The sequence below is a fragment of the Streptomyces sp. NPDC012637 genome, from assembly GCF_042954805.1.
In the GTDB taxonomy this organism is placed as follows: Bacteria; Actinomycetota; Actinomycetes; order Streptomycetales; family Streptomycetaceae; genus Streptomyces.
The window spans coordinates 464841-479279 of record NZ_JBIBDS010000004.1 but is presented as its reverse complement, the minus strand read 5'-3'; the positions used below and the strand labels follow the sequence as shown (position 1 = coordinate 479279).

The window sequence follows — 14439 nt, the reverse complement described above, 5'->3', positions numbered from 1 at the left end:
CGGCGACCCCCGGATCAGGCGCTCTGAGCCGCCCACCACTCCTTGAGCGCGGCAACGGCGGCGTCGTGCTCCATCGGCCCGTTCTCCAGCCGGAGCTCCAGCAGGAACTTGTAGGCCTGGCCGACCGCCGGCCCGGGTCGGATCCCGAGGATCTCCTGGATCTCGTTGCCGTCGAGGTCCGGGCGGATCGAGTCCAGCTCCTCCTGCTCCTGGAGCTTCGCGATGCGCTCCTCCAGGCCGTCGTAGGCGCGGGAGAGGGCGGCGGCCTTGCGCTTGTTGCGCGTGGTGCAGTCGGAGCGGGTCAGCTTGTGGAGCCTCGAGAGCAGCGGTCCGGCGTCCCGCACATAGCGGCGGACGGCCGAGTCGGTCCACTCGCCCGTGCCGTAACCGTGGAACCGCAGGTGCAGCTCCACGAGACGCGAGACGTCCTTGATCATCTCGTTGGAGTACTTGAGGGCGGTCATGCGCTTCTTGGTCATCTTCGCGCCGACCACCTCGTGGTGGTGGAAGGAGACCCGGCCGTCCTTCTCGAAGCGACGGGTGCGCGGCTTGCCGATGTCATGGAGCAGCGCCGCGAGACGCAGCACCAGATCGGGTCCGTCCTCCTCCAGGTCGATGGCCTGGTCGAGCACCGTGAGCGAATGCTCGTAGACGTCCTTGTGCCGGTGGTGCTCGTCGCTCTCCAGTCGCAGCGACGGGAGCTCGGGAAGCACATGGGCGGCGAGACCCGTGTCGACGAGAAGGCCGAGGCCCTTGCGGGGGTGGGCCGAGAGCAGGAGCTTGTTGAACTCCTCACGGATGCGCTCGGCCGAGACGATCTCCAGCCGTCCGGCCATCTCCGTCATCGCCGTGACGACCTCGGGGGCCACCTCGAAGTCCAGCTGTGCGGCGAAGCGCGCGGCCCGCATCATGCGCAGCGGGTCGTCCGAGAAGGACTCCTCGGGCGTGCCCGGGGTACGCAGCACCTTCTCGGAGAGGTCCTCGAGGCCGCCGTGCGGGTCGATGAACTCCTTCTCCGGGAGGGCGACCGCCATGGCGTTGACGGTGAAGTCACGCCGGACCAGGTCCTCCTCGATGGAGTCGCCGTACGAGACCTCGGGCTTGCGCGAGGTGCGGTCGTAGGCCTCCGAGCGATAGGTGGTGACCTCCACCTGGAAGTGCTGAACGGCGTCCCCGACGCGGGCGCTCTTCTGGCAGCCGACGGTGCCGAAGGCGATCCCGACCTCCCAGACGGCGTCGGCCCAGGGACGGACGATCTTCAGTACGTCCTCGGGGCGGGCGTCGGTGGTGAAGTCCAGGTCGTTGCCGAGACGGCCGAGGAGGGCGTCGCGTACCGAGCCGCCGACCAGCGCGAGGCGGAACCCGGCATCCTGGAAACGGCGGGCGAGGTCGTCGGCGACAGGGGACACACGCAGTAGTTCACTGACCGCGCGGCGTTGCACCTGGCTCAGGGCAGTCGTGGTGTCTTCGTTGGCGTTCGGCACAACAGAAAAGGGTACGTGCCCCGGCTCACCGCATCGTCCCCGTTTTTCCGGGACCCGGCGGCCATCAGCTGGAGCAGTCCCCGGCACTTGGCCCCCGCGTGCCTCGTTACCATGCCTGGACACAGCAACCGGGAACCAGCGACACCACTGACACCGAGACGACGACGAGGACGGGCGACGCGTGGCCGAGGCGGCAGCTATCCAGGGGACCGTTCCCTCACCTGCCCGCCGCTGGCTGCGGCGTACGGCCTCACTCGCCGTCGCCGCCCCGTTGCTGGCCGGATTCTTCCCGGGCCTTCCCGCCCCCGCGGCAGCGGCCGCCGAGAGCACGAAGCGCGCCGGCACCGTGGATGTGTCGCTCGACACGCTGACTCCCAGCGCCCCGGTGGAGAGCGACACCCTCACCATCACGGGAACGGTCACCAACGAGGGCAAGCAGGCCGTGACCGAGGCCACGGTCGATGTGCGCGTCGGGCCCCAGATGACCAGCCGCAGCGAGATCGACGAGGTCTCGGGCCGCCGTGCCTACCGGGACGGACGCGACCCCGCTCCCCTCGGCGGGGCCTACACGGTCAAGATCCCCGAGCTGGGCGCCGGACTGAGCAAGGAGTTCACGCTCTCCGTGCCGGTCTCCAAGCTCGGCCTGGACGACGCCGGCGTCTACCAGCTCGGGGTCTCCCTCTCCGGCGAGACCGCGGGCCAGTCCTACAAGCGGGTGCTGGGCATCGAGCGGACCCTGCTGCCCTACCAGCCCGAGGCCACCGACAAGAAGACCCAGCTCACCTATCTGTGGCCGCTGATCTCCACCGCCCATGTCTCGGCCGAGACGGGCGCGGACCAGCAGCAGACCCCCGTCTTCGAGAACGACGACCTGGCCGCCGAGCTCTCACCGGGTGGCCGACTGCACGAGATGGTGGCGCTCGGCAAGAACCTGCCCGTCACCTGGGTGATCGACCCTGACCTGCTGGCGAGCGTCGCCGCCATGACCGAGCCGTACATGGTCAAGAGTGGGACGACCGAGGTCGCCGGGAAGAACCAGGCCGTCGCCGAGCGCTGGCTGAACGACCTGGAGAAGGCCGTACAGGGCCGCAAGGTCGTCGCGCTGCCGTTCGCCGACCCCGACCTGGCCTCACTGGCCCATCACGGCAAGGACGTGCCGGGCTCCCTCAGCCACCTCCAGCAGGCGACCGCGCTGGCGTCGTCCACGGTGGAGACCGTCCTCCACGTGAAGCCGTCCACCGACTTCTCCTGGCCCGTCGACGGTGCCGTCGACCCGTCGATCATGGCGGTCGCCACCTCCGCCGGCGCGCACAACGTAATCGCCCGCAGCGACAGCTTCCGGGACGACCTCTCGTACACGCCGACCTCGGCCCGCCCCATCGGCGGCGGCACGACCGCCGTCGTCAGCGACGCCGGTCTTTCCAAGGCCTTCCAGGGCGAGATGATCAGGGCCGAGAACGCCACCCTGGCCGTCCAGCAGTTCCTCGCCCAGTCGCTCGCGATCACCCTGGAGCTGCCCGAGGACCAGCGCAGCGTCGTGGTCGCGCCGCAGCGCATGCCCAGCACCGCCCAGGCGCAGACCATGGCGAAGGCCCTGGAAGGGCTCAACGCCAAGCGCTGGACCGAGCCGCTCGATCTGGCGGCCGCCGCGACGCAGTCCGACCCCGAGGCGTCGAAGCGGGTACCGGGCACCTCGTCCTACCCGAAGAAGCTGCGCGAGCAGGAACTGAGCGCGGTCGCGTTCCGGCAGATGAAGGAGACCCGCGACCAGCTGGACGACTTCAAGGTCATCCTGACCGCCGCCGACCGCGTGGTGCCTCCCTTCACCAACGCGATCAGCCGCGAAATGTCGACCTCGTGGCGCGGCGAACCCGCGTCGGCGGCCCTCTACCGCAAGGAGGTCCAGGACTACCTCCTGAGCCTCACGCAGGAGGTGCAGCTGATCGAGAAGTCGGACCTCACGCTGTCGGGCCGCAGCGCGACCATCCCGGTGACCGTGCAGAACCGGCTGCTGCAGGGCGTGGACCACCTCGTCCTCAAGCTGAAGTCCAGCAACAAGACGCGTCTGGAGCTGGACGACAACGGTGAGGCCGCACGGCCGGTGAAGATCGACGGCGGCCACAGCCAGTCGGTGAAGTTCGACGCCTCGGCCAACGCCAACGGTCCGGTCACGATGACGGCACAGCTCTACACCGAGGACGGCACGCCCTACGGCGAGCCGATGACCTTCACCGTGAAGATCTCCGAGATCACGCCGACGGTGATGCTCGTCATCGCGGGCGGCGTGCTGCTGCTCGTTCTCGCCGGCGTCCGGATGTACAGCCAGCGCAAGCGCGCCGCCGCCCGGAGCGCGGCGGCGGAGGCCGCGGAAGAGGAAGCCGGACCGGCCGCCGCCGCGGACGCCGAGGCCGGCTCGGAAGCCGACGCGGAAGCGGAAGCGGAATCCGAGCAGCCGAGTGACCCGACGCCGGACACCGGCTCGGAAAGCGGCGACCCGTCGGGCACGGGTGAGAAAGTGGACCGTTGAGCGATGTCGTGGCCGGTCGGCCGGGGACGATGAGGTGGGGTAACCATGAACGCGCCGTACGACGGTGACCGCGGGCAGGGCGCGGGCGGCCCCGCGCCGTCCGGTGGCACGCCCGCCGCACCGGCACCCGGGCCGGTGCCACAGGCCGCCTCGGACCCGTACGCACCGGACCAGCAGAGTCCGTACGCCCAGGACCCCTACGTCCAGGACGCCTACGCCCACGACCCCTACCAGGCGCGGGATCTCTCTGCCCAGGACCCGGTGAGCGAGGCGCTCTACGACCGTGCCGCGCACCCGCCGCCCCCGCCGGGCACCTTCGCGGAGCCGCAGCCCCTCTACCAGCAGCCGGCCGCACCCCAGCACGCCCCGGACCCGCGCGTCTGGGCGCAGACCCCGGCTCCCGAGCCGGACGGCCCGTCGCGCCACCTGCCGTACGGCGACGACGCCCGCACGGTCCAGTTCACCGGCGTCGACGACCTGGTGACCCGGGCGGGGGAGGAGCAGCCGGAGCCCGACGCGTTCGCGCACCTCTATCGGGACCAGCAGGCGCCCGGCCAGGTGCCGCCGCCCTCTCCGGAGCCGAACCCCATGCCCGCGCCCGCCCCGAAGAAGGCCGGCCGTGCATCCGGGCTGCTCAAGTCGAGCGCCGTGATGGCGGCCGGCACCCTCGTCTCACGGCTGACCGGCTTCGTCCGCAGCCTGGTGATCACCGGCGCCCTCGGCGCCGCGCTGCTCGGTGACACCTTCACCGTCGCGTACACCCTGCCGACGATGATCTACATCCTCACCGTCGGCGGCGGTCTCAACTCGGTCTTCGTGCCGCAGCTGGTCCGCTCCATGAAGAACGACGAGGACGGCGGCGAGGCCTACGCCAACCGCCTGCTGACCCTCGTCATGGTGGCGCTCGGCGCGATCGTCGCCATCGCCGTGTTCGCCGCCCCGCTGCTGATCCGGCTGATGTCCAACACCATCGCCGACGACGCGGCGGCCAACAGCGTCGCCGTCACCTTCGCCCGCTACTGCCTCCCCACCATCTTCTTCATGGGTGTGCACGTGGTGATGGGTCAGATCCTCAACGCCCGCGGCAAGTTCGGCGCGATGATGTGGACACCGGTCCTCAACAACATCGTCATGATCGCCACGTTCGGCCTGTTCATCTGGGTCTACGGCACCTCCGCCGAGTCCCAGATGGGCGTCCAGACGATCCCCGACGAGGGCATCCGGCTGCTCGGCATCGGCACCCTGCTCGGACTCGCCGTCCAGGCCCTGGCGATGATCCCGTACCTGCGCGAGACCGGTTTCCGCTTCCGTCCCCGCTTCGACTGGAAGGGCCACGGCCTCGGCAAGACCGTCAAGCTGGCCAAGTGGACCGTGCTGTTCGTGCTCGCCAACCAGGCCGGTGTCCTGGTCGTCACCCAGCTCGCCACCGCGGCGGGTGAGGAGTCCGGCAGGAACGGCGCCGGCTTCCTCGCCTACTCCAACGCCCAGCTGATCTGGGGCATGCCGCAGGCCATCATCACCGTCTCGGTCATGGCCGCGCTGCTGCCGCGCATCTCCCGCGCCGCCTCCGACGACGACCCCGGCGCCGTCCGCGACGACATCTCGCAGGGCCTGCGCAACTCGGCCGTCGCGATCGTCCCGGTCTCCTTCGCGTTCCTGGCGCTCGGCGTCCCCATGTGCACGCTGCTCTACGCCTCCAGCGGCGTCGAGGCCGCCCAGGGCATGGGCTTCATCCTGATGGCCTTCGGCCTCGGCCTGATTCCCTACTCCGTCCAGTACGTCGTGCTCCGCGGCTTCTACGCCTACGAGGACACCCGGACGCCCTTCTACAACACCGTCATCGTCGCCGCCGTCAACGCGGCCGCCTCCGCGGTCTGTTACGTGGTGCTGCCCGCCCAGTGGGCCGTCGTCGGCATGGCCGCCTCCTACGGCCTGGCCTACGCGGTCGGCGTCGGTGTCGCCTGGCGCCGGCTGCGCAACCGCCTCGGCGGCGACCTCGACGGCGCCCACGTGCTGCGCACCTACGCCCGGCTGTGCCTGGCCTCGCTGCCCGCGGCGATCGTCGCCGGAGCGGCCGGCTTCGGCCTTCTGAAGGTGCTCGGCGAGGGCGCCCTGGGTTCGCTCGTCGCCCTGCTCGTCGGCGGCGTGGTGCTCCTGGGAGTCTTCTTCGTCGCGGCCAAGCGCATGCGGATCGCGGAGCTCAACTCGATGGTCGGTATGGTCCGCGGGCGTCTTGGGCGCTGATCAGGCGCGGGTCGGAGCCGGGCGCGCGGGGTTCGCGCAACCATCGCCCGCCGACGCGTGTCGTGCATAGCGCCGGACTGTGGGCACAATTGGCATGGCTGTTGGATGTGGCGCAACGGATGGGGAGGCAGGAACGACGGTGGCAGAACGTAGCACGGCTGCCGTCGACGTGGCCGACAACAGCGGTGACGACCCGCTGACCGCCAAGGCGGACAAGGCCGCGACCGACGGGGTGGCGGAAGCGCAGAAGAAGGCGGCCACGTCCGCCGAGGCCACGGAGAGCAAGGCGGGCGAACGAAAGAACGGCGAACAGCCTTCCATCACGGCACCGGAGCTGCACAGCGGCCACAAGCTGGCGAGGCGGTACCGGCTGGAGGAGTGCGTCACCCGACTGGACGGATTCAGCAGCTGGCGTGCCGTCGACGAGAAACTGCGCCGCGCCGTCGGCGTTCACATCCTGCCCGCCGACCACTCCCGCGCCCGCTCCGTGCTGGCCGCCGCGCGCTCCGCGGCGCTGCTCGGCGACCCCCGCTTCGTACAGGTCCTCGACGCCGTCGAGGAGAACGACCTCGTGTACGTGGTGCACGAGTGGCTCCCCGACTCCACCGAGCTGACCGCGCTGCTCGCGGCCGGCCCCATGGAGCCGCACGACGCCTACCAGCTCGTCAGCCAGGTCTCGCAGGCCATGGCCGCCGCTCACCGCGAGGGCCTTTCCCACCTCCGGCTCACTCCGAGTGCCGTGCTGCGCAGCTCGACCGGCCAGTACCGCATCCGCGGTCTCGCCGTGAACGCCGCCCTGCGCGGCATCAGCGCCGAGCGCCCGCAGCGCACGGACACCGAGGCGATCGGTGCCCTGCTCTACGCGGCCCTCACCCAGCGCTGGCCGTACGAGAGCGACGCCTACGGCCTCTCCGGGCTGCCCAAGGGCGTCGGGCTGCTCGCCCCCGACCAGGTCCGCGCGGGCGTCCACCGCGGCCTCTCCGAGATCGCCATGCGCGCCCTCGCGAACGACGGGGCCACCGCCTCGCGCCAGGAGCCGCCCTGCACCACGCCGGACGAGCTCGCCAAGGCCGTCGCCGCGATGCCGCGCATCCGCCCGCCGGAGCCGGAGTTCCCGCTTCCCGCCCCGCCGGAGTACCAGCGCACCACCTACCAGCAGGGCACGTACGGCCGCCCTCAGCCGCGACCCGCGGTCACCCAGCCGGTCGTCGTCCCGCCGCCCCCGCTGCAGAGCCGTGCCGGCAAGGCGCTCAAGTGGGCCGTCTCCGCCCTGCTGATCGCCGCCCTGGGTCTGGGCAGCTGGCAGATCGCGGACCGGCTCCTCGACCAGGACAAGGGCACGGACACGCCGCAGAACACGCAGCCGCAGCCGGGCGACGACGAGAAGGAGCCGGCGGCGGACGGCAAGCCGGTCACGATCGTAGGCGCGTACGACTTCGACCCGGAGGGCGACGGCACCGAGAACCGCGACCAGATAAAGAACGCGTACGACGGCGACCCGAGCACCACGTGGAAGACCATGCGGTACGACGGTTACTCGAAGTTCGGCAACCTGAAGAAGGGCGTCGGGATCATTCTCGATCTCGGCAAGGTCCAACAGGTCGCCAAGGTCGAGGTCACCTTCCTCGGTTCGACGTCGGTCGAGCTCAGGACGGCACCCGAAGGCGCCTCCTCGCGGCCGGACCAGCCCGGCGGCTACGCCACGCAGGCCCAGGGATCCGGCACTCAGGTGCTCCTGCAGCCCCCGAAGCCGGCGAAGACGCGCTACGTTCTGGTCTGGCTGACCGATCTGCCGAACGGCGGAGGCGGTTACCGGGGCGAGATCTCGGACATCAAGATCACCAGCTGACGCCACACCCGGGGGGAGGGGCTCACCGTTGGACGACGCCACACGCGACGAGCGCAGCGACCAGGAACTTCTGGCCTGCCATGTGGCCGGCGACCAGGACGCCTTCGGTGAGCTCGTACGGCGCCACCGCGACCGGCTGTGGGCGGTGGCGCTGAGGACGCTCGGCGACCGCGAGGAGGCCGCTGACGCCGTCCAGGACGCCCTCGTGTCGGCCTTCCGGGCCGCCCACACCTTCCGGGGCCAGTCGGCCGTCACGACCTGGCTCCATCGCATCACGGTGAACGCCTGTCTCGACCGGGCCCGCAAGGCGGCCTCGCGCCGGACCTCGCCCGTGGACGACACCGACCGCTTCGAGCAGCTCCTCGAACCGGTCGAGTCGGCCGAGGCACCCGCCGAGCGCCAGGACCTCCACCGCCAGCTCCTGGCCGCCCTCGCCACGCTCCCCACGGAACAACGGGCTGCCCTCGTCCTCGTCGACATGCAGGGATACCCGGTCGCCGAGGCCGCTCGTATCCTCGATGTCCCCACGGGAACCGTGAAGAGCCGCTGTGCACGCGGGCGGGCCAGGCTGCTGCCGATGCTCACTCATCTGCGCGGTGACACGGTGGGTAACGAGAGCCCGGACCGGGGAAGGAACCGGACGCCGGGGGCATCCGTCCCACCGGTGCCGGGACCGACGGATACCGGACCGAGCAATCCAGCGGCTGTGAAGGGCGGAGGTGGGCGCGCGTGACTTCCACGGCCGACACGACTCAGCACCCGGACGTCTCGGAGATCTCCGACCTCACCGAGGGGCTGCTCTCGCCGTCCCGTAGCGCCGCTGTACGGCTGCACCTCGACGGCTGTCCCTTGTGCGCCGACGTGCGGGCCTCCCTCGAGGAGATCCGAGGACTTCTCGGCACGCTTCCCGGCCCTCCGCGGATGCCCGCCGACATCGCCGGACGGATCGACGCGGCACTCGCCGCCGAAGCGCTCCTGAGCGCGACCGCGCCCGAGGCCGATGCCCATGTTTCACGTGAAACATCGCTCAGCCGCCCCGCACCGGCGGCGCCCGGCACCGGACGGCCCGCCGGACGGCCCTCCGCCGCCTCCGGCCCCGGTCGTCCCCGCAAGACCCGTCGCCGTCGCGTCGCGGTCCTCGGCGCCGTCTTCGGCGCTGCCGCCCTGGGGCTGAGCCTGTTCTTCGTCCAGTCGGGTGCGCTGAACCTCGGCGGAGCCGACGGTGACACCGACAAGCGGTCCGACGCCGCCGTGAGCGCGGCGGACAGCGCCCGCTTCGACGGCGAGCCGGTGACGAGCACCGTGCAGGCGCTCCTCCAGCAGAACGCCACCTTCAAGGCTCCTCAGAACCAGAGCTCCGCTCCCGAGTCCCTCACCGTCGAGGGCGACGGCGACGGACAGAAGCGGTCGCTGCCCGCCACACTGCCCGACTGCGTCAAGGCCGGTACGGGACGCACCGAGGCTGTTCTCGCGTTCCAGCAGGGCGACTTCCAGGGCACGGCCGCCTATCTCGTCGTCCTCCCCGACGCGGTCGACAGCACACGCGTCCAGGCCTATGTCGTGGACGCCTCCTGCGCCGCCGGCAGCGGGAACACCAAGGGCGAAGTCCTCCTTCAGGAGTCCGTTCCGCGCTCGTGAGCGTGTGCGCCGTGCCGAGCGGCCGTCCCGGGAATGCATGCCCCGTAGGATCGGTTGGGTGGGGTGAGAGTGACCGATCCGACCGCCCCCGTAGGCAGTAGGCAGCAGTCTGCAGAGACGAGGAAGAAACCCGTGAGCGACGTCCGTAACGTGATCATCATCGGCTCCGGGCCCGCGGGTTACACCGCTGCCCTCTACACGGCCCGCGCGTCCCTGAAGCCGCTCGTCTTCGAGGGAGCCGTCACCGCCGGTGGCGCCCTGATGAACACGACCGAGGTGGAGAACTTCCCCGGCTTCCGCGACGGCATCATGGGCCCGGACCTGATGGACAACATGCGTGCCCAGGCGGAGCGCTTCGGCGCCGAGCTCGTGCCGGACGACGTCGTCGCCGTGGACCTCACGGGCGAGATCAAGACCGTCACGGACACCGCCGGCACCGTGCACCGCGCCAAGGCGGTCATCGTCACCACCGGCTCCCAGCACCGCAAGCTCGGCCTGCCGAACGAGGACGCGCTCTCCGGCCGCGGTGTCTCCTGGTGCGCCACCTGCGACGGCTTCTTCTTCAGGGACCAGGACATCGCCGTGGTCGGCGGCGGCGACACCGCGATGGAGGAGGCCACCTTCCTTTCGCGCTTCGCCAAGTCGGTCACCATCGTCCACCGCCGTGACTCGCTGCGCGCCTCCAAGGCGATGCAGGAGCGCGCCTTCGCCGACCCGAAGATCAAGTTCGCCTGGGACAGCGAGGTCGCCGAGATCCACGGCGAGCAGAAGCTCAGCGGTCTGACCCTGCGCAACACCAAGACGGGCGAGACCAGCGAGCTCCCGGTCACGGGCCTCTTCATCGCCGTCGGCCACGACCCGCGCACCGAGCTCTTCAAGGGCCAGCTGGAGCTGGACGCGGAGGGCTACCTGAAGGTCGACGCACCGTCCACGCGCACCAACCTCACGGGTGTCTTCGGCGCCGGCGACGTCGTCGACCACACCTACCGCCAGGCGATCACCGCCGCCGGCACCGGCTGCTCCGCCGCGCTCGACGCCGAGCGCTTCCTGGCCGCTCTCGCCGACAGCGAGAAGCTCGCCGAGACCCCCGCGGTCTGACCCCTACGCCTTCCTCACCCCACACCCCACCAACCGAAGGAGGACGCCGTGGCCGGCGCCACCGTTATCGCTACCGACGCTGACTTCGAGGAGAAGGTCCTCAAGAGCGAGAAGCCCGTTCTCGTGGACTTCTGGGCCGAGTGGTGCGGCCCGTGCCGCCAGATCGCCCCGTCGCTCGAGGCCATCGCCGCCGAGCACGACGAGATCACCATCGTGAAGCTCAACATCGACGAGAACCCGGCCACCGCCGCCAAGTACGGCGTCATGTCCATCCCGACGCTGAACGTCTACAAGGACGGCGAGGTCGTGAAGACGATCGTCGGCGCCAAGCCGAAGGCCGCGCTCCTGCGCGACCTGGAGGGCTTCGTCGAGCCGAAGGCCTGACGCTCCCCGCCCCAAGGCATCCGCTGTTTCACGTGAAACAGCTGCGGCCCGCCCCCTTCCCAGGGGGCGGGCCGCTGTCGTTCTGTCAAAGCGGCCGGAGCACCGGCTCCTTCTGCACCGCTCCCAGAAGCCGGTCGAGTGCCATCTCGACGTCCTCCTTCCAGGAGAGCGTCGTCCTCAGCTCCAGCCGCAGCCGGGGAAAACTCGGGTGCGGCCGTACGGTCTTGAACCCCACGGCGAGCAGATGGTCGGCGGGGAGCACACAGGCCGGCTCCTTCCACCGGGTGTCACCGAAGGCCTCGATCGCCTTGAACCCCCGCCTCAGCAGATCCTTCGCCACGGTCTGCACCATCGTCCTGCCGAGCCCCTGTCCCTGATACCCGGGCATGATCCACGCCGTCATCAGCTGCACGGCATCAGCGGCCACCGGGCTCGTGGGAAAGGCCGTGGACCGGGGCACATACGCCGGAGGCGCGTAGAGCACGAACCCGACGGGCACCTCGTCGACGTAGACCACCCGACCGCAGGAGCCCCACTCGAGGAGCACCGCCGAGATCCAGGCCTCCTTCTCCAACTCCGGGCGGCCGGCCTTCACGGCGGCATCGCCACTCACCGGATCGAGCTCCCAGAAGACACAGGAGCGACAACGCTTGGGGAGATCCGGAAGATTGTCCAGCGTGAGCGGTACGAGCCGACGCCCCACGGCTGCTCCTCGTTTCCCTCGGCAATCGCCGTACGAATACGCCTCTCAGAATCGTAACGAGGGGGCCATCGGGGCGAAACCGCGGACAGGCAAAGGGCGGAGCGTGTTCCGGTGAACGCCGGAACACGCTCCGCCCTGAGGACGAAAAGAGGGATCTCAGCCCTCGGAGCCCTGCTCGTCCTGCACGTCCTCGGCGTCCTGAGCCGCCGAAGCCTGGTCCATGACCCGGCCCTCGCCCGGAGCCAGGGTCGCGAGGATCCGCTCCAGGTCCTCCATCGAGGCGAACTCGACGGTGATCTTGCCCTTCTTCTGGCCCAGGTCGACCTTCACCCGGGTCTCGAAGCGGTCGGAGAGCCGGGTCGCCAGCTCACGCAGTGCCGGAGAGACCCGCGCACCCGCCCGCGGACTCTTGGGCTTCACCGGAGACGAGGGCTCCGAGCCCATGAGCGTGACGATCTCCTCCACGGCCCGCACCGAGAGCCCCTCGGCCACGATCCGGTAGGCCAGCTTGTCCTGGACCTCCGCGTCCTCCACGGAAAGCAGGGCACGGGCGTGACCGGCCGACAGGACACCGGCGGCGACCCGGCGTTGCACGGGCGGAGAGAGCCGCAGCAGACGCAGCGTGTTGGAGACCTGCGGGCGCGAGCGACCGATGCGGTCGGCCAGCTGGTCATGGGTGCAGTTGAAGTCCTTCAGGAGCTGGTCGTAGGCGGCGGCCTCTTCCAGCGGGTTCAGCTGCGCCCGGTGCAGGTTCTCCAGGAGGGCGTCGAGCAGCAGCTTCTCGTCCTCGGTGGCGCGGACGATGGCGGGGATCCGCTCCAGGCCGGCCTCACGGCAGGCCCGCCAGCGGCGCTCGCCCATGATGAGCTCGTACCGCTCGGGGCCCAGCTGGCGGACGACAACGGGCTGGAGCAGACCCACCTCCTTGATGGAGGTGATCAGCTCGGCCAGGGCGTCCTCGTCGAACACCTCACGCGGCTGGCGCGGGTTCGGCGTGATGAAGTCCAGCGGCAGCTCGGCGAAGTGCGCCCCGGCGGCGGTCTCCGGCACCGGCTCGGGCTCGGCCATCGGAACCACGGAGTCCGGGGACTGCGGGCTCGACGGAAGGGTCGCCAGCTTCGCCGCGGCCACGCCACGCTCAGAGCCGAGAGCCGGAATGGCTCCGGGAGAAGCCGCGGCCGGGACAGAGCCCACTCCGACAGCCGGCACCGGTCGCTCCTGGGGAGCAGCGGGGATCAGCGCACCGAGCCCACGCCCCAGCCCCCTACGTCGCTCGCTCACTGCATCCCCTCCGACATTCGCTGGCTGTTCTGGTGACCCATCGGAGGCTGTCCCCCATGGGCCTGGGTGGCGTCATAGCCGACATCGACCCCACGCAGGGCGATCTCGCGCGCCGCTTCGAGATACGACAGGGCACCGCTGGAGCCCGGATCGTAGGTGAGCACGGTCTGCCCGTAGCTCGGTGCCTCCGAGATGCGTACGGACCTCGGAATGCTGGTCCGCAGGACCTCCTCGCCGAAGTGGCTCCGCACCTCGTCGGCGACCTGGGAGGCGAGCCTGGTGCGGCCGTCGTACATGGTGAGGAGGATCGTCGACACATGCAGGGTGGGGTTGAGGTGCCCCCGTACCAGATCGACGTTCCGCAGCAGCTGACCCAGTCCCTCCAGCGCGTAGTACTCGCACTGGATCGGGATGAGCACCTCGGCTCCGGCCACGAGGGCGTTGACCGTCAGCAGACCGAGCGAGGGCGGGCAGTCGATCAGGATGTAGTCGAGCGGCTGCTCGTAGGCCTGGATCGCCCGCTGCAGCCGACTCTCGCGTGCCACCAGCGAGACCAGCTCGATCTCGGCACCGGCGAGGTCGATCGTGGCAGGGGCGCAGAAGAGGCCCTCGACATCCCGTACCGGCTGGACGACCTCGGAGAGCGGTCGGCTCTCCACCAGAACGTCATAGATCGACGGGACGTCGGCGTGGTGGTCGATGCCGAGCGCGGTGGAGGCATTGCCCTGCGGGTCGAGGTCGACGACCAGGACACGGGCCCCGTGCAGGGCCAGGGAGGCGGCAAGGTTGACCGTCGTGGTCGTCTTGCCCACGCCGCCCTTCTGGTTGGCAACCACCATCACGCGGGTCTGGGCAGGCCGAGGAAGCCCCTCGCCGGCACGACCCAGCGCCTCTACGGCCAGCTGGGCAGCACGACCAATGGGGGTGTCGTCCATCGGAGGCGGTGTTTCACGTGAAACATCCATCCCTACCGATTCGGTTCGGGGACCGGGGACCGGATCGGTCATCGGTCCCGCGATGTTGGCGTCGGACCGCAAGGATTCACTCTCCTCGGCTTCAGGCTCGCGATGAGCAGAGCCTGCCATGCTTTCGGGGTCGTGAACCAGCGAGGCCCGTGGTTCTGTGGATGAATCCACCTCTGTGGACAACCCCCTCACCCTCACGGGGGGCTTCACCGGCGGCTTGCGGTCCCAGGGCGTGGCAGCCGCGCGGCCGCGGCTGATGATCCCCT

General features: G+C 70.3%; 11 protein-coding genes. 7 read left to right on the top strand and 4 right to left on the bottom strand.

Annotated elements, in window-relative coordinates; all coding sequences use genetic code 11:
* Positions 1-14: 14 nt before the first annotated feature.
* Positions 15-1484: a CCA tRNA nucleotidyltransferase gene (locus ACFY8W_RS19190; RefSeq protein WP_391106324.1), complete on the bottom strand. Its 1470-nt coding sequence runs from the start codon at positions 1482-1484 to the stop codon at positions 15-17.
* 181 nt (positions 1485-1665) lie between these two features.
* Here ACFY8W_RS19190 and ACFY8W_RS19185 point away from each other — a divergent pair, with 181 nt between their 5' ends.
* From ACFY8W_RS19185 to trxA, 7 genes are all read left to right on the top strand, one after another.
* Positions 1666-4011 (top strand): DUF6049 family protein, encoded by a 2346-nt coding sequence (locus ACFY8W_RS19185; protein WP_391106322.1) that lies wholly within the window; start codon positions 1666-1668, stop codon positions 4009-4011.
* Between the two features lie 45 nt (positions 4012-4056).
* Positions 4057-6255 carry a murein biosynthesis integral membrane protein MurJ gene (gene murJ / locus ACFY8W_RS19180; protein WP_391106320.1) on the top strand — a complete coding sequence of 733 codons (2199 nt, stop codon included), beginning with the start codon at positions 4057-4059 and terminating at the stop codon, positions 6253-6255.
* Between the two features lie 139 nt (positions 6256-6394).
* On the top strand, positions 6395-8104 hold the full coding sequence (locus ACFY8W_RS19175) for a protein kinase family protein (protein ID WP_391106318.1): 1710 nt from the start codon (positions 6395-6397) through the stop codon (positions 8102-8104).
* A 28-nt stretch (positions 8105-8132) separates the two neighbouring features.
* On the top strand, positions 8133-8837 hold the full coding sequence (sigM, locus tag ACFY8W_RS19170; protein ID WP_391106316.1) for an RNA polymerase sigma factor SigM: 705 nt from the start codon (positions 8133-8135) through the stop codon (positions 8835-8837).
* A complete protein-coding gene (locus ACFY8W_RS19165) occupies positions 8834-9742 on the top strand; it encodes a hypothetical protein (RefSeq protein WP_391106314.1) in 909 nt (302 codons plus the stop codon). Before sigM ends, ACFY8W_RS19165 begins: the two co-directional genes overlap by 4 nt.
* Before the next feature lie 132 nt (positions 9743-9874).
* Positions 9875-10840: a thioredoxin-disulfide reductase gene (gene trxB / locus ACFY8W_RS19160; protein ID WP_391106312.1), complete on the top strand. Its 966-nt coding sequence runs from the start codon at positions 9875-9877 to the stop codon at positions 10838-10840.
* A gap of 48 nt (positions 10841-10888) precedes the next feature.
* Positions 10889-11224: a thioredoxin gene (gene trxA, locus ACFY8W_RS19155; RefSeq protein ID WP_384417877.1), complete on the top strand. Its 336-nt coding sequence runs from the start codon at positions 10889-10891 to the stop codon at positions 11222-11224.
* A gap of 85 nt (positions 11225-11309) precedes the next feature.
* Here trxA and ACFY8W_RS19150 read toward each other — a convergent pair whose 3' ends face one another.
* The 3 genes from ACFY8W_RS19150 to ACFY8W_RS19140 all read right to left on the bottom strand — a co-directional run bounded on the left by ACFY8W_RS19150 (position 11310) and on the right by ACFY8W_RS19140 (position 14293).
* The gene (locus ACFY8W_RS19150; protein ID WP_391106310.1) at positions 11310-11927 is read right to left on the bottom strand and encodes a GNAT family N-acetyltransferase; all 618 of its coding nucleotides are present in this window, start codon (positions 11925-11927) and stop codon (positions 11310-11312) included.
* A gap of 156 nt (positions 11928-12083) precedes the next feature.
* Complete coding sequence (locus ACFY8W_RS19145) at positions 12084-13208, bottom strand: ParB/RepB/Spo0J family partition protein (RefSeq protein WP_391106308.1); 1125 nt, start codon at positions 13206-13208, stop codon at positions 12084-12086.
* Positions 13205-14293 carry an AAA family ATPase gene (locus ACFY8W_RS19140; RefSeq protein WP_391106879.1) on the bottom strand — a complete coding sequence of 363 codons (1089 nt, stop codon included), beginning with the start codon at positions 14291-14293 and terminating at the stop codon, positions 13205-13207. The genes ACFY8W_RS19145 and ACFY8W_RS19140 overlap by 4 nt, the downstream gene beginning before the upstream one ends.
* Between the last annotated feature and the right edge of the window lie 146 nt (positions 14294-14439).